Source organism: Pseudoduganella sp. UC29_106, from assembly GCF_044055365.1.
In the GTDB taxonomy this organism is placed as follows: domain Bacteria; phylum Pseudomonadota; class Gammaproteobacteria; order Burkholderiales; family Burkholderiaceae_D; genus Rugamonas.
Map to the genome: position 1 here is coordinate 5303078 of NZ_CP171977.1, position 19054 is coordinate 5322131.

Below are 19054 nucleotides of genomic sequence, written 5' to 3' on the forward strand. Positions count from 1 at the left end.
TGCATTTCCCGTCGTCAAATAGGCGGCAAGAGCGCCGCCTCCCTCGGAAACTCTTCCTTCACGGCGCAAATTCGTTGCACCATGGCAGGTTTCGGCGTGTTAACGACCCCATCCTCGAAAGCGATGACACGCAGGCCGTTTTGGCGTGCAATGTCCAGCAATTCGCCGGACTTCAGCAGGAAATCGGGGTTGGACGGCTTGCCGAAGGCGGCATTGCCATCCGCGAAGGTTTCGTAAATCAGCACCCCATTGGGGGCAAGGCTGCCCAGCATGCCGGCGATCAGCGGACGATGCAGGTAGTTGGTGACCACGATGCCGGCAAAGCGCAACGGACCGAAAGGCCAGGCCGCACCCTCGCCTTCCAGGTCGATTTCGCTGGTGACGATGCCATCGCCCGCCGCAGCGGCCAGCGCTTGCGGATCGCGGTCGACGGCCACCACAAGATGTCCCAGCGCCTGCATATAACGCGAATGGCGGCCGCTGCCGCACGCCAGGTCGAGCACTTCGCCGCCGGGCACCAGGGGCGCGTAACGCTGCACCCAGACCGATGGGTCATCCATAATTCAATCCCATTGCTTCGCGCACATCGCGCATCGTTTCCTGCGCCAGCTTGCGCGCCGCTTCATTGCCGTCCGCCACGATGGCGCGCACCAGCGAAGGATCGTCCAGATAAGGCTGGGCGCGCTCGTGCATCGGTTCCTGTTCCTTGATGATGGCGTCGATTACCGGCTGTTTGCACTCGATGCAGCCGATGCCGGCCGAGCGGCAGCCCTTCTGCACCCATTCCTGGGTGGGGCCATCCGAATACACCTGGTGGAATTGCCACACCGGGCAGCGCTGCGGCTCGCCCGCATCGGTGCGACGCACGCGCGCCGGGTCGGTGGGCATGGTGCGCACTTTCTTGGTGACCACTTCCTTATCTTCGCGCAGCGCAATCGCATTGCCATAGCTCTTGGACATCTTGCGGCCGTCCAGGCCCGGCAGGCGCGACGCTTCTGTCAGCTTCGCCTGCGGTTCGACCAGGATCAGCTTGCGCGAGCCTTCCAGGTAGCCAAACAGGCGCTCGCGGTCGATCATGGAGAGGCTCTGCGCATCGTCCAGCATGGCCTTGGCCTGCTCCAGTGCCGCTTCGTCGCCATTCTGCTGGTAGCCGGTGCGCAATTCGTTGTATAGCTTGGCGCGCTTGCTGCCCAGCTTCTTGACGGCGGCCTCGGCCTTCTCTTCGAAGCCCTTTTCCTTGCCGTACAGGTAGTTAAAGCGGCGCGCGATCTCGCGCATCATTTCCACGTGCGGCACCTGGTCGTCACCCACCGGCACTTCGCTGGCGCGGTAGATCAGCACGTCGGCCGCCTGCAGCAGCGGGTAGCCGAGGAAGCCATAGGTGGCCAGGTCCTTGTTGGCCAGGTTCTCGATCTGGTCCTTGTAGGTCGGCACGCGCTCCAGCCAGCCCAGCGGCGTAGCCATGGACAGCAGCAGGTGCAGCTCGGCGTGCTCGGGAATCTTGGACTGGATGAACAGCGTGGCCTGGGTCGGATCGATGCCGGCGGCCAGCCAGTCGACCAGCATGTCCCAGGTGGATTTCTCGATGATCGAGGGATCGTCGTAATGCGTGGTCAGCGCATGCCAGTCGGCGACAAAGAACAGGCAAGGCTGTTCGGACTGCATGCGGATCCAGTTCTTCAGCGCGCCGTGGTAATGGCCAAGATGCATCGTGCCGGTCGGGCGCATGCCGGAGACTACGCGGTCTGGGTACATAGTGTCAGCTCAGGAGATAGGTAATCGGGTACAGCACCAGCCCGAACAGGCTCATGACCAGATAAATAAGGCCGCTCAGGAAGCTGCGGAACGGTCCCGTGTTCAGCAGCACGATCAGCGCGATGAAAATGATGGGGCCCAGACGCTCGATGCTGGCAAAGCGGTTCGCCAGGTCGTTCGGCAGCAGGGCTGTGACGATGCGTCCACCGTCCAGCGGCGGAATGGGAATCAGGTTGAAGGCGCACATGGCGGCGTTGACCAGCACGCCAGCGCGCGCCATCTCGATCAGGAAAGGCTCCTGCACGCCCATGGCGCCCAGCAGGATGAAGGCCAGCATCCAGAACACGCCCATGGCGAAGTTCGCCAGCGGACCTGCCGCGGCCACAAAGCCCATCTGCTTTTTCGGATTGCGCAGGCGGCTGTAATCGACAGGCACCGGCTTGGCGTAGCCGAATGGCGGCAGACTGGCCAGGTGCAGCAGCAGCGGCAGCAGGATGGTCCCGATGGGGTCGATATGACGCACGGGATTAGGGCTCAAGCGGCCCAGGCGTTCAGCCGTGTTATCGCCAAAATAGCGGGCTACATATCCGTGGGCAGCTTCGTGCAGGGAAATGGCAAACAGAACAGGGATCGCGTAGACAGCTACGGTCCGGATGATTTGATCGATATCACTCATGGGAAAGATTTTACCAGACGCCAAATTGCGGCTTTGCGGACCGGCGATCCGCCAACGCCGCGTTGGGCGGATCATTGATCCGCCGTGTCAAAGTCCCAGCAAAGCCGGATCGCCCCGCCCGGCCCGAACAAGCTCCGGCTCCGCACCAGTCAGATCCACCACCGTCGTCGGCTCAAAACTGCAGGCGCCACCGTCAACGATCAGGTCGACCTGCTTGCCGATGCGCTCGCTCACGGTATCGGCATCGGTCAGCGGCTGGTCCTCGCCCGGCAGGATCAGCGTCGTGCCCAGCAGCGGCTGCTGCAGCTCGGCCAGCAGCGCTTCGACAATGGCGTTCTCCGGCACACGCAGGCCGATGGTCTTGCGCGACGGGTGGGACAGGCGCCGCGGCACGCAGCGCGTCGCCTCCAGGATGAAGGTGAAGGGGCCTGGCGTGGCCGCCTTCAGCAGGCGGAACTGGCGGTTGTCCACGCGGGCGTAGACGCCGATTTCGCTCAGGTCGCGGCACAGCAGGGTCAGGTGATGCTTCTCGTCGATACCGCGGATACGCCGCAGTTTGTCGACGGCGGCCTTGTCGTCCAGCTGGCACACCAGCGCATAGCAGGAATCCGTCGGCAGCGCGACAATGCCGCCTTCGTTGATGATCTGCACCGCCTGCTTGATCAGGCGGAGCTGGGGATTTTGCGGGTGGACCTGGAAGAATTGGCTCATAAATTAGCGCAGCTGCTGCAGCGCTGCGATACGCTCCTCGATCGGTGGGTGGCTGGAGAACAGGGCAGCCCAGCCGCTCGGCGCGGTAATGCCGGACGCAGCCATGTTCTGCGGCAGTTCGCCCGGATGCACGCCGCCCAGGCGGGCCAGAGCGTGCTGCATCGGCACGGTGCTGCCCAGCAGCTTGGCGGAGCCGGCGTCGGCGCGGAATTCGCGCTGGCGCGAGAACCAGGCCACGATCATCGAGGCCACCAGGCCGAACACGAGTTCGCAGACGAATACCGTGATCGTATAGCCAATGCCAGGGCCGCGGCGCTCCTCACCCTTGTTGATGGCGGAATCCACGATGCTGCCCACGATGCGCGCCAGGAAGACGACAAAGGTGTTGACCACGCCCTGGATCAGGGTCAGCGTGACCATGTCGCCGTTGGCAATGTGCGCCACCTCGTGGCCCAGCACCGCTTCCACTTCTTCGCGGTTCATCGATTGCAGCAGGCCGGTGGACACAGCCACCAGCGCATCGTTCTTGAAGGCGCCGGTGGCGAACGCGTTCGGCTCGCCCTCGTACACCGCCACTTCCGGACGGCCGATGCCGGCGCGGTCAGCCAGCCCGTGCACGGTGCTGACCAGCCACTGCTCGGTGGAGTTCTGCGGCGCATCGATCACGCGCGCGCCCGTGGACCACTTGGCCATGGGCTTGGACATCAGCAGGGAAATGAAGGAGCCGGTGAAGCCCACCACGGCCGAGAAAGCCAGCAGGTTCCCCATCTGCATCTGGCCCGGACCAGGACGGCCAATGCCGAAAATGCTCAGCACGACGGACAGCACCAACATCACGGCGAGGTTGGTGGCGAGGAAGAGAATGATGCGTTTCATATGGTTGGGTCTCCGGACAGATTTGCCGAATGATAATGTATGGTTGGCGGGAGGGAAATACAAGGGGTTGATGTCTCCCTTGCTTGCGAGCCACGCAATTTTTTAGAACCCAAGGCGTGAAGCTAGTGTCTGCCACGATGTGGCAGACACTTGTTTTGGGCCGTGGGTTTTAAAACCAGTCGTGCCAGACCGGCTTCACATTCCCCGGCAATTGCGGCAGCAGCGCGAAATCGACCCGGGTTTCGCCCGGCGCATGGAAATCCGTTCCGCGCGAGGCGAGGAAACCGTAGCGGTTGGCGAGGGTAGCGTACTCCGGATACTGATCCGGCGTATGGCTGCCGGTCACGACCTCGATCGCCGTCCCGCCCAGCTGCTTGAACTCATCGAACAGCACGCCTTCCTGCAAGTCGGTGAACTTGTAGCGTCCCGGATGGGCAATCACAGCGATGCCGCCGGCGCCCTTGATCCAGCCCACGGCCTGGGCCAGCGTGGCCCAGCGGTGCTCGACGAAGCCCGGCTTGCCCGGGCACAGGAATTTGCGGAACACTTCCGGAATATCGCGGCACACGCCCTGGTCCACCAGGTAGCGCGCGAAGTGCGTGCGCGACATCAGGGCGGGATTTTCCACATACTTCAGCGCGCCTTCATAGGCATATGGGATGCCGACCGCTGCCAGCTGGCGGCCGATTTCGCGGCCGCGGTTGTCGCGGCCCGAGCGCGTATCTTCCAGGCCCTTCACCAGCACCGCATCATTCTCATCGATCTGCAGGCCGACAATGTGCACCGTCTCGCCGCCCCAGGTGATCGAAATCTCCACGCCGGACACGAAGCGCATCCCCTCCTGCCCTGCCGCCACGCGGGGCAGCGCCCACGCCGGCCACCTCATCGTGGTCAGTCAGCGCCCAGACATCAACGCCAGCCTTGCGCGCATAGGCCGCCACGGCGGCCGGCGCCAGCACGCCGTCGGAAACATTGGAATGGCAGTGGAGATCTACGTTCAGCATACGGACACTTGCATAAAAACGAAGACTTCATTGTACGCTGTCGGCGCCGAACACGGAATTTATGGCAGGAACTCCTCGAGCATGCGCGCCAGCAGTTCAGGCTGGTCATGGTGAAGCATATGGCCGGCATCCGGCATCATCTTTGCCGTAACGTTCTTCAAGTGGCTCAGGCGGCGGTCCACTTCGATGCGCGCCTGGTCCTTCGGGCCCATCCACAGCCACATATTGGTGTCGTCCGCCTCCACCCACAGCACGGGCGCCGCGATGCGCTTCCAGCAGGCCAACACTTCATCCACGCGGTAGAGAATGGGGCTGGAACGCTTGTGCAGCGGGTCGCCCAGGATTTCCCAGCGTCCCTCATCGTTCTGTTCCGACCAGTGCTGCGACAGGAAAGCCGCGCGCTCATCGGTCAGGCGTGGATTGGTTTTTTGAAGGCGGGCAGCCACGGCGGCCTGGCTGTCGTAGCTGCGCATTTCCGGCGGCGTTTGCAGCTCATCGAGCCATTTCGCATAACGGTCCGGCGCGTTTTCCGGCGTGGTCGCCTTCAGGCCGAAGCCTTCCAGGTTGACCAGGCGGCGGATGCGTTCAGGGCGCACGCCCGCATACAGGCTGACAATATTGCCGCCCATGCTGTGGCCCACCAGGTTGATGGCGCCTTCCGGCTGGTAATGACGCAGGATGGCGTCCAGATCGGCCAGATAGTCCGGGAACCAATAGGTATCGGTGCTGATACTGTCCGTCAGGCCGAAACCGCGCCAGTCCGCCGCGATCACGTGCCAGTCTCCCTCCAGATTATCCACCACGAACTGGAAGGAAGCGCCCACGTCCATCCAGCCGTGCATCATGAAAATCTTAGGCGCCCCCCTCCCGGCCCCAGTGATGAACGTGGGTGCGCAGGCCGCGCACGGTAATAAATTCTGTACGGGAGGGTTTCATGATGTTTGCCTTGAATTGGGTGCGCTTGTCGCAATATAGATGGCTTCGTGGCCGCGAGCTCACATATTAGCACGACCGTTCGCAAACCGTATTCCCCGGCTTGCCCCAGGCAAGGCGTAAAATAACGCCAATTTCCTGAGGGCTAACCAATGACAATTTACCAGCTGGGCGAAGATTCGCCAGAGATCGATGCATCCGCTTACGTCGCCGACAACGCCACCGTCATCGGCAAGGTCACGCTGAAGGCCAGCAGTTCGGTGTGGTTCGGCGTCACCATCCGTGGCGACAATGAGCGCATCACCATTGGCGAGGGCAGCAACGTCCAGGAAGGCGCCGTCATGCACACCGACATGGGCTACCCGATGACCCTCGGGCGCGACGTGACTGTTGGCCACCAGGCCATGCTGCACGGCTGCACCATCGGTGACGGCACGCTGATCGGCATCCAGGCCGTAGTGCTGAACGGTGCAAAGATCGGCAAAGGCTGCCTGGTGGGCGCCGGCGCCCTCGTCACGGAGGGCAAGGAGTTTCCGGACAATATGCTGATCATCGGTTCGCCGGCCAAGGCTGTGCGCGAACTGACGGTGGAAGACGTGGCGCGCATGAAAGGCGCCGCCGACAGCTATGTGAAGCGCGGCCTGCTGTTCAAGTCGCAACTCAAGAAGATTGGATAAAGAATGACCGACACCCTGCAAAAATTTATTTTCGAAAACGCTGCCGTGCGCGGCGAGCTGGTCGATATGTCCGCCACCTGGCGTGAAGTGCTGGCCCGCCATCACTACCCGACCGCGGTCAAGCACCTGCTGGGGCAGATGGTGTCGGCGGCCGCCCTGCTGTCGGCCAACCTCAAATTCAATGGCTCCATCATCATGCAGATCCATGGCGACGGTCCCGTGCGCCTGCTGGTGGTCGAATGCGATTCGGACCTGAAGCTGCGCGCTACCGCCAAGCTGAATCCGGATTATGCGATTGCCCAGGATGCGGGCCTCTCTGCCCTGGTCAATGCGCACGGCCAAGGCCGCTTCGTCATCACCCTCGATCCGGCCGAAAAAGTGCCGGGCCAGCAGCCCTACCAGGGCGTCGTTCCGCTGGACGGCGACGATATCGCCACCGTGATCGAAAACTATATGCTGCGCTCCGAACAGCTGGACACCAGGCTGTGGCTGGCGGCCAACGACCAGGTGTCGCGCGGCGTGCTGCTGCAAAAGCTGCCCCTGCACGGCGGCAAGATCGAGCCGGGCGCTCTGACGGCCGACGAGGCGCAGGAAACCTGGAACCGCGCCGTGGTGCTCGGCTCCACGCTGAAGGAAGAGGAAATGCTGAACACCACCATCGATGTGCTGCAGCAGCGCCTGTTCTGGGAAGAGACCATCCGCGTGTTCGAGCCGCTGCACCCGTCCTTCCACTGCAGCTGCACGCGCGAGAAGGTGGGCAATATGCTGAAGATGCTGGGGCAGGAAGAGGTTGAGAGCGCGCTGTCCGAACAGGGCAAGCTGGGCATCAATTGCGATTTCTGCGGCAAGCATTATGAGTATGATGCGGTGGATTGCGCTCAGCTCTTTACCACCACGGCGCCGGCGGAGGCGCTGCTGCACGCTACTGAAGCGAAGCATTAATTTTTCTCTCTGCGCAGGCACGGCGGATCAATGATCCGCCCTACACGCCTTCGGCCCGCCGCGTTTGTGTCCATCCCGGCGCGGTCAAAAACCCTTGTTCCATCGAAACGCGTAGGGCGGATCATTGATCCGCCGTGTGTGCGCGCCATCGGCGCCGGTGCTCGCCCGACATGTCTCACACCTTTATGATCATTGTCGCAAAATTGTCGGCGATACAATTATAAATAATACACATTTGACCAAAAGTTAACGCTAGAGTGCCTGGCGACGCTTGGTTACGCGTCAAGTTTTACCTGTTTTACCTTTCTTACAAATTGGAAAATAAGGGATGAAACATGACTCAGCTAACAGCTCGTACCCGCAGGCGCCTGCGCACAGGCGCTGCGGCAGCAGCACTCGCACTATCCCTCTCCTCGCCGGCGTTCGCTGGCGATCTCACTCTCGATTTTGACGACCTCGACCACACCTTCCTGGGCGCCGGCGACAGCTTCCAGCACAAAGGCCTGCAACTGACCGCCTACAGCAACCTTGACGAAGCGCAAACCGGCGACCTGGTCGGTGGCCTGTTTGACGGGCGGGATCCGGCGATGTGCATGGCCCTGCTCTGCCCGGTCGACAACAACAGCCCCGGCTATTACGCCGGCCTCAACGACGGCGTGCTCGTCATCGATTCCGGCAACGCGCACAGCCTGCACATGAAATCCTTCGACGCCAGCTTCATCGGCGCCTTCGAGCGCGACGGCCAGTACCACACTTACCCGGAGGTGGCCGGCCTGCTGGAAGTACGGGGCTACCGCGCCGACGGCAGTTTCCTCGCCGAGCAATTCCGCCTGCCGGGCCTGGGCTACGTGGGCAGCGACTTCCACATGTCGCATTTCGAGACCAGCGCCGGCTTCGCCAGCCAGGGCTTCGCGGAATTCGCCATCTTCGGCTACAGCTGCGATTTCTCGGGCAAGTGCGCGGCATTCGAAACCAATGCCGGCCAGTTCGCGCTCGATAACGTGAATATGCAGATTTCCGCTGTGCCCGAGCCGGGCAGCTGGATGATGCTCCTGGGCGGCTTCGGCACGATTGCCGCCTTCCGCCGCCGCCGCACCGCCTAAAAACACATCCAAGAAAACCAGATCATGAAACTGAACCCGATAGTTATCGCGGTGGCCCTGTGCTGCCTTGGCGCTTCCGTCCACGCGGACGAAACGCGCAGGCCCTACATCGTGCAGCTGGGCGACAAGCCCGTGGCCACCTACAACGGCGGCATCACCGGCTACCCCGCCACCCGGCCGGCCGCCGGCCAGCGCCTCGACCTGAGCGCGCCCAATGTCCAGCTGTACACGCAGTACCTGGCGGAGCGCCAGGCGTCCGTGATGGCCGTGGTGGCCAGCGCGCCCGTGCAGTACCAGTACCAGCTGGCACTGAACGGCTTCTCCGCCATGCTGACCGATGCCGAAGTGCGCGCCCTGAAGGCGCGCGGCGATGTCGCCTCCGTCTCCGCCGACGGCCGCCACCACCTGCTCACCGATTACACGCCCACCTTCCTCGGCCTGGACAAGCCGGGCGGCCTGTGGAGCCAGGTGGGCGGCAAATCGCGCGCCGGCGAAGACGTGGTGATCGGCGTGCTCGATACCGGCGTCTGGCCGGAGAATCCATCCTTCAGCGACCGCGTCGATGCGAACGGCAATCCCAGCTGGGACAGCAGCGCCGCCCTCGCCTACAACGCTCCGCCCGCCAGCTGGAAAGGCAGCTGCGCCAGCGGCGAAGGCTGGGAAGCCAGCTTTTGCAACAACAAGCTGATCGGCGCGCAATACTTCGTCAAGGGCTTCCAGGACGCCGTGCCCGGCCTGCATGCGGGCGAATTCAAATCGCCGGCGCGATTCCAACGGCCACGGCACGCACACGGCCACCACCTCCGGCGGCAACAGCGGCGTGGAAGCCAGCGTGCAGGGCATCGTGATGGGCAAGACTTCCGGCATGGCGCCGCGTGCGCGGATCGCCGCTTACAAAGTGTGCTGGTCCGGCGACGACAACGGCGAGCAGGTGGACGGCTGCTATGGTTCGGACAGCGTGGCCGCCGTCGAGCAGGCGATCCGCGACGGCGTGAATGTGCTGAGCTACTCGATCAGCGGCGGCTGGCAGCTGGACGATCCGGTCGACCAGGCCTTCCTGCACGCGGCCAACGCCGGCATCTTCGTTTCCGCCGCGGCCGGCAATGAAGGCCCGAAGCACTACACGCTGTCGCACCAGGCGCCGTGGCTGACCACGGTGGCCGCCACCACGCATGACGCGCAGCTGCTGTCCACGCTCACGCTGGGCAGCGGCAAGCAGTACCGCGGCCTGTCGCTGAACCAGACTGCCCTGCCGCAGACCGCCATGATCATGGCCCAGGATGCGGTGCTGCCCGGCGCCGACACCAGTACCGCCCAACTGTGCTACAGCACCGGCTACAACGGCGGCACGCCCCAGCTCGATCCGGCCAAGGTAAAGGGCAAGATCGTGGTTTGCCTGCGCGGCGCCAGCCCGCGCCTGGACAAGAGCGTGGCCGTGAAGGAAGCCGGCGGCGTCGGCATGGTGCTGCTCGACGACGGCAACGGCCCGCTGGCCGAAGTGCATTCCGTGCCGACCGTGCACCTGTTCCAGGAAGACCGGGTCGATGTCACCGCATACGCCCAGGGCGCCAGCCCGAAAGCCGCGCTGTCGGCCTTCGCCCACGTTACGGGCAATGTGCCGGCGCCGGTCGTGGCGCGCTTCTCTTCGCGCGGCCCCGATACGGCGGACATGAGCGTTCTCAAGCCCGACCTGGCGGCGCCAGGCGTCGACATCCTGGCCGGCGTGGTGCCGGCCATGAACCAGGCGCAGCACGACCAGGTGGCGGCCGGCACGCTCAAGCTCGGCCCGGCATGGGATTACTACAGCGGCACCTCGATGGCCACGCCGCATATCTCCGGCATCGCTGCCCTGCTGCACCAGCTGCATCCGGCCTGGACGCCGGCCGCCATCAAGTCGGCCATGATGACCAGCGCCAGCGCCACCCTGCCCGATGCATTCACCGGCCACACCTTCTCGGGTCCCATGCCCTGGGCCCAGGGCGCCGGCCAGATCCAGCCGAACCGCGCGCTCGATCCCGGCTTGGTGTACGACCTGGGCGCGGCCGACTATGCACGCTACCTGTGCAATGCCGGCATGTCCGCACAGTGCTCCGGCGGCGCTGCGCCCAGCTTCAACCTGAACCTGCCGACCATCACGGTGGCCGGCGCAGCCGACGAGCAAGTGGTCACGCGCCGCGTGACCAATGTGGGCAGCAACGCGGCCACCTACACGGCCACCGCCAGCCTGACAGGTTATGAAGTCACGGTGTCGCCCGCCACGCTGATCCTGGCGCCGGGCGCCAGCGCCAGCTTCAACCTGATCATGAAGCGGGTCAACGCCAGGGACTATGAATGGCAGTTCGGCAAACTGGTCTGGAGCGACGGCAGCCACACGGTCACCAGCCAGCTGATCGCGGCGGCCGGCAAGATGGTCGATTCGCCCTCGCCCGTCACCTCGGAAAAGGCCAGCGGCATGAAGGCGCTCAGCATCTACACCGGCTACAACGGCAAGCTGGGTGCGGTGGTCGGCGGCATGAAGCCGGTCACGCGTGCCAGCTACGAGGTAGCGCAGGCGCCCTTCAATTCGGTCGATACCCAGGACCAGATCATTGCCGCCTGCCAGGCGGGCAAGCCGGGCGTGCGCATCATCCCCGTCACCCTGCCGAGAAAACGCTGGCGGCGCGCTTCGAGCTGTTCAACCGCGACACGGGCGACGGCGGCAACCACGACCTGGATCTGGCCCTGCTCGACACCAAGGGCGCGAGCTGGGGCCTGAGCCGCCTGCAGGGCTCGAACGAGCGCATCACGCTGGAAAGCCCGCCGGCCGGCGAGTACCGGGTCTGCGTGGTGGGCAACTGGATCGCCAACAATGTGTCGACCACCTTCGAGTTGTCCTCGGCCATCGTGACGGCAGCGGACAGCAATGGTTCGCTGAAAGCCATGCTGCCCACCCGCGTGTATGCGGGCCAGTACGCCACGGTGGGCCTGAGCTGGTCGGCGCTGGCGCCGCAGCAGCGCTACTTCGGCGCCCTCCAGTTCACCGACGGCAGCGGCAAGGTCGCCGGCACGTCCTCCGTTTCCATCGACACCGCCGACCCATTGCCGGTGGCTTACCTGAGCAAGCCTGCGCCGGCACGGCGCGCGCAATAAACGATGAAAGGAATGATGATGAAATTACGTACATTCGTTGTCGCGGCAGTGGCCGCCCTGGGCAGCACGGCCGCCCTGGCCGCCAGCTCCAGCGTGGTCGATTTCTCCAACGGCATGCAGGGCTGGTTCGGCACGGGCGCCGCCGGCAATACCTTCTCCGGCATCGACTCCGGCCTGGGCAACGGCAGCCAGGCCTTCCACGCCGTCGGGCCGGCCAGCCACTTCGGCATGGTCACCAATACGAGCAAGGACTTCCTCGGCAACTACACCGACATGAAGTCGCTGACCTTCAGCTTCGACATGACGGTGAAAGAACTGGCCATCGGTGGCCCCGGCGGCTTCCCCCTGGGCCAGGACCTGGTATTGGAATTGCGCGACTATGACAAGCGCGGCCCGCAGTTGCCATATTCGAGCGTGTGGGTCTTCATGGGCGTGATCGGCGGCTATGCGCCGGCCAGCCAGCACTTCTCGGTGACGATTGCCGACACCTCGTCCAACCTGCTGCCGGCGGGCTGGCACGGCAATGGCGATGCGGACCAGTACGGCGGTCCCACCCTGCCCTACGGCCAGACCTTCCGCCGCATCCTGATGGACGTGGATGAAGTGGCGATCACGACGGCGGTGCCAGGCTTTATCTATGGCGCGGAGCAGTATTACGATGTCGCCATCGATAACATCGCGCTCAGCGCCGTGCCCGAGCCCGAGCAGTACTCAATGATGGTCGCCGGCCTCGGCCTGCTCGGCTTCACCGCCCGCCGCCGCAAGCGCGCCTAAGCAATCCGGGGTCACAATCCGGGGTCAGGCACGAAATGTTACATGAGCCCGCCTGGCCCCGGCTTATTCCTTGCCGTGCTTTTGCAGCAGGGAGTCGAGCCGGTCGCGGTTGGCGTCAAACCAGTTCCACAGCGCCTCGGCCTGCTCTTTGTGCTGCGTGTAGTAGCGTTGGTTGAAGGCGAACCAGGCCCGCGAGCTGAGCAGCGACTGCGGCAGGCGCACGATCTCGCCGTGATACGGTTTCAGCAGGGCTTCCACATGGCCGGGCCTGGCGACCGGGACCACGACGCCATCGATGCGCCCCAGCCGGAGTTTTTCGATATTGCGCGCGACGTCGCGTGCGCCCTCATCGACGGCAATACCCAGCTTGCGCACGCGCTGTGCGGTGAGGCTGCCCTGCGGCACGCCCAGCGTCCTGCCCTTGAACCAGGCGACCGGATTGGCGCCGGCGGGAATATGGTCCTGCGCCCGCACCAGTACGACCAGTTCATAGCCCATGGCGCGCCGGATATCGGGCGCGCCGTTCTTGTCGAGAGGGATGACGATTTCGGCGGATATTCGGCAACTTCCACCAGCGGCGTCAGGTCGATGTCGCCGCTGGCCAGCGCATGGCGCAGGCGCGCGGGCGGCAGGCGCACCAGTTGCGGCGCACAGCCGAAACCGGCTGCGATGACAGCCTCGCGCACCTGGTCAATAAGTACTCCGGCGGACGCCGGGATATTGGGCCCATCGCCCAGGTAGTAGGGCGGACGGGCCTGGTCCGGATAGCCGAAGCGCAGCGGCGTGCAAGCCGCATGCGCCAGCTGCGCAGCCGCCATGAGCCAGGCGATCAGGATGACGGACAGCAGTCGTTGCGGGGCCATGCGCGGGAAAGGGGAAAATCAGGGACGTGCGGCCGGAGCTTCCGCCGGCGTGTCGCCTGCGTCGGGCTTGGCCTGGCCCTTGCCGAGGATCTGCACATAGATCTCGTTCTGCTTGATCATGCTCAGCTCGAAGCGGGCGCGTTCTTCCACGGCGCCGGTGCCGTCCTTCAGGTCGCGCACTTCGGAATCGAGCTTGGCGTTACGCTGGCGCAGCGTTTCGTTTTTCTGCTGGGCGACAGCGACCTGCTGCTCCAGTTCGGACACGCGAAACCAGCCGCCCTTTCCCAGCCACAAAGGGAACTGGATCAGGATCAGCAGGGTTGCCAGAGCGAGGGTGATGAGACGCATGTCGTGTTAAAAACCAGATGCATAAAACTGGTGGCAGCCACGATGTGGCAGCCACCTTGCCGAAGCCGGCGGCCTGAAACGAGTGGTTGCCACCTGCTTCTGGCCTTGGGTTTACTTCAGGTTGTAGAACGCGTCGCGGCCAGGATAGGAAGCGATGTCGCCCAGGTCTTCTTCAATGCGCAGCAGCTGGTTGTACTTGGCCATGCGGTCGGAGCGGGACATGGAACCGGTCTTGATCTGCAGCGCGTTCAGGCCCACGGCGATGTCGGCAATGGTCGAATCTTCGGTTTCGCCCGAGCGGTGCGAGATCACGGCGGTGTAGCCGGCGCGCTTGGCCATCTCGATGGCGGCGAAGGTTTCGGTCAGGGTGCCGATCTGGTTGATCTTGATCAGGATGGAGTTGGCGATGCTCTTCGAGATGCCTTCCTTAAGGATCTTGGTGTTGGTGACGAACAGGTCGTCGCCCACCAGCTGCACTTTCTTGCCCAGGGCGTTGGTCAGGTGCGCCCAGCCTTCCCAGTCGCCTTCGTGCATCGCGTCCTCGATCGAGATGATCGGGTACTTGTCGCACCAGGTGCCCAGCAGGTTGGTGAACTCTTCAGCGGACAGCACCATGCCCTCGCCTTCCAGGTGGTACTTGCCGTCCTTGTAGAACTCGGAAGCGGCGCAGTCCAAGCCGATGGCGATCTGGGTGCCCGGCTCGTAGCCGGCTTCCTCGATGGCCTGCATGATCAGCTTGATCGCATCTTCGTGCGAAGCCAGCGACGGTGCGAAGCCGCCTTCGTCGCCCACCGCGGTGTTCATGCCCTTCTTGTGCAGGATCTTCTTCAGGGTGTGGAACACCTCGGCGCCAAAGCGCATGGCTTCCTTGAAGGTCGGTGCGCCCACCGGGATGATCATGAATTCCTGGATGTCCAGGTTGTTGTCGGCGTGTGCGCCGCCGTTGATGACGTTCATCATCGGCACCGGCATCTGCATCGAGCCCGAACCGCCGAAGTAGCGGTACAGCGGCAGGCCGGCTTCTTCAGCGGCAGCCTTGGCCACGGCCATGGACACGGCCAGCATCGCGTTCGCGCCCAGGCGCGACTTGTTCTCGGTGCCGTCCAGCTCGATCAGAGTGCGGTCCAGGAAGGCTTGCTCATTGGCGTCCAGGCCCATGATGGCTTCCGAGATCTCGGTGTTGATGTTTTCGCAGGCTTGCAGCACGCCCTTGCCGAAGTAGCGCTTCGGGTCGCCGTCGCGCAGTTCGATGGCTTCGCGCGAGCCGGTGGAGGCGCCGGACGGCACTGCGGCACGGCCCATTACGCCGGATTCCAGCAGCACGTCGCACTCCACGGTCGGATTGCCGCGCGAGTCGATGATTTCGCGGCCAATGATGTCAACGATTGCACTCATGTGTTTTCTCCAAAGTTAAAGCGATTCTTATGCGGCGCAGCAGACGTGCGCAAAATTGATGCAAGGATAACAGACGGAGGCCTTAAACCCAAACCCAAGGCGTGGCCCGGGTGTCTGGCACATCGTGCCAGACACCTGTTTTATGCCGTGGGTTGTAAAAAGGGGGCGGCACCTTGTAAGTGCCGCCCCCTCTTCGGGATTAGTTGAAGTTGGTTTCGAGGAAACCAGCCTTCTGGTGATGCGGTCCAGTTCGATCAGAACGGACAGCAGGTCTTTCATGCGGCCCAGAGGAACAGCATTCGGGCCATCCGACAGCGCCTGGGCCGGCACCGGGTGGGTTTCCATGAACAGGCCGGACACGCCCACGGCAACGGCCGCGCGCGACAGCACCGGCACCATCTCGCGCATGCCGCCCGAGGAAGTGCCCTGGCCGCCCGGCAGCTGCACCGAGTGGGTGGCGTCGAACACCACCGGTGCGCCGGTTTCGCGCATGATGGCCAGCGAACGCATGTCCGACACCAGGTTGTTGTAGCCGAAGGAGGCGCCGCGCTCGCAGGCCATGAAGTTGTCTTCATTCAGGCCCTTGGCCTTGGCTGCTGCGCGTGCCTTGTCGATCACGTTCTTCATCTCGTGCGGCGCCAGGAACTGGCCCTTCTTGATGTTGACCGGCAGGCCGGACTCGGCGCAGGCGGTGATGAAGTCGGTCTGGCGGCACAGGAAGGCCGGGGTCTGGATCACGTCCACCACGGACGACACGGCGGCCACTTCTTCCACGGTGTGCACGTCGGTCAGCACCGGCACGCCCAGTTCGCGCTTCACGTCGCCCAGGATTTCCAGGCCCTTTTCCATGCCCGGACCGCGGTAGGAAGTACCGGAGGTGCGGTTCGCCTTGTCGAAGGACGACTTGTAGATGAAGGGGATGCCCAGTTCAGCGGTCATTTCCTTCAGCGCGCCCGCGGTATCGAAGGCCATCTGGCGCGATTCGATCACGCAAGTACCGGCGATCAGGAAGAATGGTTTGTCGAGGCCGACATCAAAGCCACAGAGTTTCATGCTGCGTTCTCCTCTTTCTCGACCGCCTTCAGCGCCGGCTTGCCGCTGGCAGCCTTGTGGGCCAACGCCGCCTTGACGAAGGACGTGAACAGCGGGTGGCCGTCACGCGGGGTCGACTTGAATTCAGGGTGGTACTGCACGCCCATATACCATGGGTGGGAATTGTCGCCACTGCGCGGCAGTTCCATGATTTCGCACAGGTCTTCGGTCGGGGTGCGCGCCGCCACCACCAGGCCGGCGGCTTCCACGCGGCTCAGGTAATGGTTGTTCGCTTCGTAGCGGTGACGATGGCGCTCGGTCACCACGGAACCGTAGATTTCATGGGCCAGCGTGCCCGGCTTGACGGCGCAGGCTTGCGCGCCCAGGCGCATGGTGCCGCCCAGGTCGGAATTGGCGTCGCGCTTTTCGACCTTGCCGTCGGCGTTCTGCCATTCGTCGATCAGGGCCACTACCGGCTGGTCGGTTTCCGGCTCGAACTCGGTGGAGTTGGCGTTGGAGAGGCCGGCCTGGTGGCGCGCGTATTCGATCAGCGCCACCTGCATGCCCAGGCAGATGCCCAGGTAAGGCACCTTGTTCTCACGGGCGAACTGGGCGGCCTTGATCTTGCCTTCCACGCCGCGCTTGCCGAAGCCGCCCGGCACCAGGATGGCGTCGTACTTGCTCAGTTCAGCGGTGCCCTTCGATTCGATTTCTTCCGAGTCGATGTATTCGATGTTGACGCGGCTCTCGGTGTGGATGCCGGCGTGGCGCAGCGCTTCGGTCAGCGACTTGTAGGACTCGGTCAGTTCCACATACTTGCCGACCATGCCGATCGAGACTTCGGCCTTCGGGTTTTCCAGCGTGTGGATCAGCTTGCTCCACATGGACAGGTCGGCCGGCGCCGGGTTGATGTCCAGCGCTTCGCAGATGATGGTGTCCAGACCCTGGTCGTGCAGCATTTGCGGCACTTTGTAGATGGTGTCCACGTCCCACACGGAAATCACGGCGCGTTCTTCGATGTTCGAGAACAGCGAGATCTTCGCCACTTCGTCTTCCGGAATGCGGCGGTCGGCGCGGCACAGCAGCGCATTTGGCGAGATGCCGATTTCGCGCAGTTTCTGCACCGAGTGCTGGGTAGGCTTGGTCTTCAGTTCACCGGCCGATGCGATGTACGGCACCAGGGTCAGGTGGACGAAGGCGGAATTCTTGCGACCGGCGCGCAGGCTCAGCTGGCGGGCGGCTTCCAGGAATGGCAGCGATTCGATATCGCCCACGGTGCCGCCGATTTCGCACAGCGCCACATCGTAGCCTTCCGCGCCGCGGCGGATGTAGTCCTGGATTTCATTGGTGATGTGCGGGATCACCTGTACGGTCTTGCCGAGGTATTCGCCACGGCGCTCCTTGCGGATCACGGATTCGTAGATCTGGCCGGTGGTGAAGTTGTTCACCTTGCGCATGCGGGTGCTGATGAAGCGCTCATAGTGGCCGAGGTCGAGGTCGGTCTCAGCGCCATCGTCGGTAACGAAGACTTCACCGTGCTGCATGGGGCTCATGGTGCCTGGGTCCACGTTGATGTAGGGGTCCAGCTTGAGCATGGTGACTTTGAGGCCGCGCGATTCGAGGATCGCAGCGAGGGAGGCGGCGGCAATCCCTTTACCAAGGGACGACACAACGCCACCAGTGACGAAGACAAATTTGGTCATTGCGAGACGGGCGCCGGGTAGGCGCGGTGCGGGAAATTGAAATTATAGCTTAATTTCAGGGCGCCTTCATCATGCCTCCCCGAAAATGTGCGTTGGCGAACAGACCGTCGCGGGGCTTCTGGCCAAAATAACATCATTTCTCAACGGGAGGCCATCATGACTTACGAACGCGACGCATATGGCAACTACGTGGACGCAGGCCATCAGGGCCCCGGCCCGCGTCTGATGGGCGCCGACACCCTGATCGGCGACCACGTCCACAACCTGCAGAACGAGCACCTGGGCACGGTCAAGGAAATCATGCTGGACATGCAGACCGGCCATGTGGCCTATGTGGTGATGGCGTCCGGCGGCGTGCTGTCGATCGGCGAGAAGCTGTTTGCCGTGCCCTGGGAGGCGCTGACGCTGGATACGTCCCACCACCGCATGCTGCTGAACATCGACAAGGACCGCATCGAAGCGGCGCCCGGCTTCGACAAGGACCACTGGCCGGATATGGCCAACCAGAGCTGGGCTGCCGAAGTCCACACCTACTATGGCACGTCCGGCGTGACGTCCGGCACCAGCCACCTGGACCAGAGCTCGCGCTAATCCTCCGCCGGTGCGGCCCCCAGCCGCATCGGAATGAAGCGCAGCCCGTGCTGCTCCTGCACCGGCGCCGTGGGCGCGAAGCCCCAGCGCCGGTACATCTTTTCCGCATATACCGACGCGTTCACCGTAAAGCTGCCTTCGTTGCCCGCGGCTTAGCGCGTCCTCCCGCGCCGCTTCCCATAGCCGCTTCCCCAGCCCCTGTCCGTGGAATTCTTCGGCCACGTAGAGGTTGAACAGGTGCGTGTTATCCCTCACGGCTACCACACCGGCCAGCGTATCCGCAAGCAGGGCCAGCTGATACCGATAATTTTCCGCGCGCAGGTTCGCCGCGATCACCTCCGGCTGTATCGTCGCCATGAACTGCTCCGCCCCCGCGCCATCAGGCTCTATCGTCAGGAATGGCTGCAGCGTGATGATCAGCGCACTGATGGCGCGCGCATCGTCGGGGGTAGCAAAGCGTATGGTCGTCATCCGCCCATTATGCCAGCGTGCCCAATCCCCGCGTAGGGCGGATCATTGATCCGCCGTGCATGAAGAGCCGG

At 63.6% G+C, this 19054-nt stretch carries 16 protein-coding genes and 6 pseudogenes; 8 read left to right on the forward strand and 14 right to left on the reverse strand.

The features are described 5' to 3' along the window. Nucleotides 1-14: 14 nt before the first annotated feature. From ACHMW6_RS26585 to ACHMW6_RS26615, 7 genes and pseudogenes are all read right to left on the reverse strand, one after another. On the reverse strand, nucleotides 15-560 hold the full coding sequence (locus ACHMW6_RS26585) for a class I SAM-dependent methyltransferase (RefSeq protein WP_395401364.1): 546 nt from the start codon (nucleotides 558-560) through the stop codon (nucleotides 15-17). Further along, nucleotides 553-1755 (reverse strand): tryptophan--tRNA ligase, encoded by a 1203-nt coding sequence (locus tag ACHMW6_RS26590; RefSeq protein ID WP_395401366.1) that lies wholly within the window; start codon nucleotides 1753-1755, stop codon nucleotides 553-555. Before ACHMW6_RS26590 ends, ACHMW6_RS26585 begins: the two co-directional genes overlap by 8 nt. 4 nt (nucleotides 1756-1759) lie before the next feature. After that, nucleotides 1760-2431: a site-2 protease family protein gene (locus ACHMW6_RS26595; protein WP_395401368.1), complete on the reverse strand. Its 672-nt coding sequence runs from the start codon at nucleotides 2429-2431 to the stop codon at nucleotides 1760-1762. An 87-nt stretch (nucleotides 2432-2518) separates the two neighbouring features. Beyond that, on the reverse strand, nucleotides 2519-3142 hold the full coding sequence (locus tag ACHMW6_RS26600) for an L-threonylcarbamoyladenylate synthase (protein WP_395401370.1): 624 nt from the start codon (nucleotides 3140-3142) through the stop codon (nucleotides 2519-2521). Nucleotides 3143-3145: 3 nt separating this feature from the next. Continuing rightward, nucleotides 3146-4018: a protease HtpX gene (gene htpX, locus ACHMW6_RS26605; RefSeq protein ID WP_395401372.1), complete on the reverse strand. Its 873-nt coding sequence runs from the start codon at nucleotides 4016-4018 to the stop codon at nucleotides 3146-3148. 169 nt (nucleotides 4019-4187) lie between these two features. Next, a pseudogene (locus ACHMW6_RS26610) lies at nucleotides 4188-5022 on the reverse strand (3',5'-nucleoside bisphosphate phosphatase). Nucleotides 5023-5081: 59 nt separating this feature from the next. Beyond that, a pseudogene (locus ACHMW6_RS26615) lies at nucleotides 5082-5958 on the reverse strand (alpha/beta fold hydrolase). A 149-nt stretch (nucleotides 5959-6107) separates the two neighbouring features. Between ACHMW6_RS26615 and ACHMW6_RS26620 the strand changes: the two are divergent. From ACHMW6_RS26620 to ACHMW6_RS26650, 7 genes and pseudogenes are all read left to right on the forward strand, one after another. Beyond that, nucleotides 6108-6632, forward strand: coding sequence for a gamma carbonic anhydrase family protein (locus ACHMW6_RS26620; protein ID WP_395401374.1), 525 nt, complete (start codon nucleotides 6108-6110; stop codon nucleotides 6630-6632). Nucleotides 6633-6635: 3 nt separating this feature from the next. Further along, entirely contained in the window at nucleotides 6636-7574 is a 939-nt protein-coding gene (hslO, locus tag ACHMW6_RS26625; protein WP_395401376.1) for an Hsp33 family molecular chaperone HslO, read from the forward strand. A gap of 335 nt (nucleotides 7575-7909) precedes the next feature. Next, nucleotides 7910-8677, forward strand: coding sequence for an NF038120 family PEP-CTERM protein (locus ACHMW6_RS26630; RefSeq protein ID WP_395401378.1), 768 nt, complete (start codon nucleotides 7910-7912; stop codon nucleotides 8675-8677). A gap of 24 nt (nucleotides 8678-8701) precedes the next feature. Next, nucleotides 8702-9067: pseudogene (locus ACHMW6_RS26635) on the forward strand (protease inhibitor I9 family protein); the annotation flags it as partial. Nucleotides 9068-9416: 349 nt separating this feature from the next. Then, nucleotides 9417-11432, forward strand: coding sequence for a S8 family serine peptidase (locus tag ACHMW6_RS26640; protein WP_395401380.1), 2016 nt, complete (start codon nucleotides 9417-9419; stop codon nucleotides 11430-11432). Between the two features lie 71 nt (nucleotides 11433-11503). After that, nucleotides 11504-11806, forward strand: coding sequence for a hypothetical protein (locus ACHMW6_RS26645; protein WP_395401382.1), 303 nt, complete (start codon nucleotides 11504-11506; stop codon nucleotides 11804-11806). A gap of 18 nt (nucleotides 11807-11824) precedes the next feature. Further along, on the forward strand, nucleotides 11825-12580 hold the full coding sequence (locus ACHMW6_RS26650; protein ID WP_395401384.1) for a PEP-CTERM sorting domain-containing protein: 756 nt from the start codon (nucleotides 11825-11827) through the stop codon (nucleotides 12578-12580). A gap of 63 nt (nucleotides 12581-12643) precedes the next feature. Here ACHMW6_RS26650 and ACHMW6_RS26655 read toward each other — a convergent pair whose 3' ends face one another. The 5 genes and pseudogenes from ACHMW6_RS26655 to ACHMW6_RS26675 all read right to left on the reverse strand — a co-directional run bounded on the left by ACHMW6_RS26655 (nucleotide 12644) and on the right by ACHMW6_RS26675 (nucleotide 17921). Then, nucleotides 12644-13078, reverse strand: a complete 435-nt coding sequence (locus tag ACHMW6_RS26655) for a hypothetical protein (protein ID WP_395401386.1) — start codon at nucleotides 13076-13078, stop codon at nucleotides 12644-12646. Nucleotides 13079-13461: 383 nt separating this feature from the next. Next, on the reverse strand, nucleotides 13462-13791 hold the full coding sequence (ftsB, locus tag ACHMW6_RS26660; RefSeq protein WP_395401388.1) for a cell division protein FtsB: 330 nt from the start codon (nucleotides 13789-13791) through the stop codon (nucleotides 13462-13464). Nucleotides 13792-13902: 111 nt separating this feature from the next. After that, entirely contained in the window at nucleotides 13903-15186 is a 1284-nt protein-coding gene (gene eno, locus ACHMW6_RS26665) for a phosphopyruvate hydratase (protein WP_395401390.1), read from the reverse strand. Nucleotides 15187-15385: 199 nt separating this feature from the next. Next, a pseudogene (kdsA, locus tag ACHMW6_RS26670) lies at nucleotides 15386-16239 on the reverse strand (3-deoxy-8-phosphooctulonate synthase). Further along, nucleotides 16236-17921: a CTP synthase gene (locus ACHMW6_RS26675; RefSeq protein ID WP_395401392.1), complete on the reverse strand. Its 1686-nt coding sequence runs from the start codon at nucleotides 17919-17921 to the stop codon at nucleotides 16236-16238. Before ACHMW6_RS26675 ends, kdsA begins: the two are co-directional and overlap by 4 nt. A gap of 156 nt (nucleotides 17922-18077) precedes the next feature. On the opposite strand from ACHMW6_RS26675, the gene ACHMW6_RS26680 reads away from it, so the two are divergent. Then, complete coding sequence (locus ACHMW6_RS26680) at nucleotides 18078-18512, forward strand: PRC-barrel domain-containing protein (RefSeq protein ID WP_395401394.1); 435 nt, start codon at nucleotides 18078-18080, stop codon at nucleotides 18510-18512. Here the strand turns inward: ACHMW6_RS26680 and ACHMW6_RS26685 are convergent. Beyond that, nucleotides 18509-18640, reverse strand: a pseudogene (locus ACHMW6_RS26685) (GNAT family N-acetyltransferase); the annotation flags it as partial. The gene ACHMW6_RS26680 and the pseudogene ACHMW6_RS26685 overlap by 4 nt on opposite strands. 13 nt (nucleotides 18641-18653) lie before the next feature. Continuing rightward, nucleotides 18654-18983 (reverse strand): annotated as a pseudogene (locus ACHMW6_RS26690) (GNAT family N-acetyltransferase); the annotation flags it as partial. Nucleotides 18984-19054: the final 71 nt, after the last annotated feature.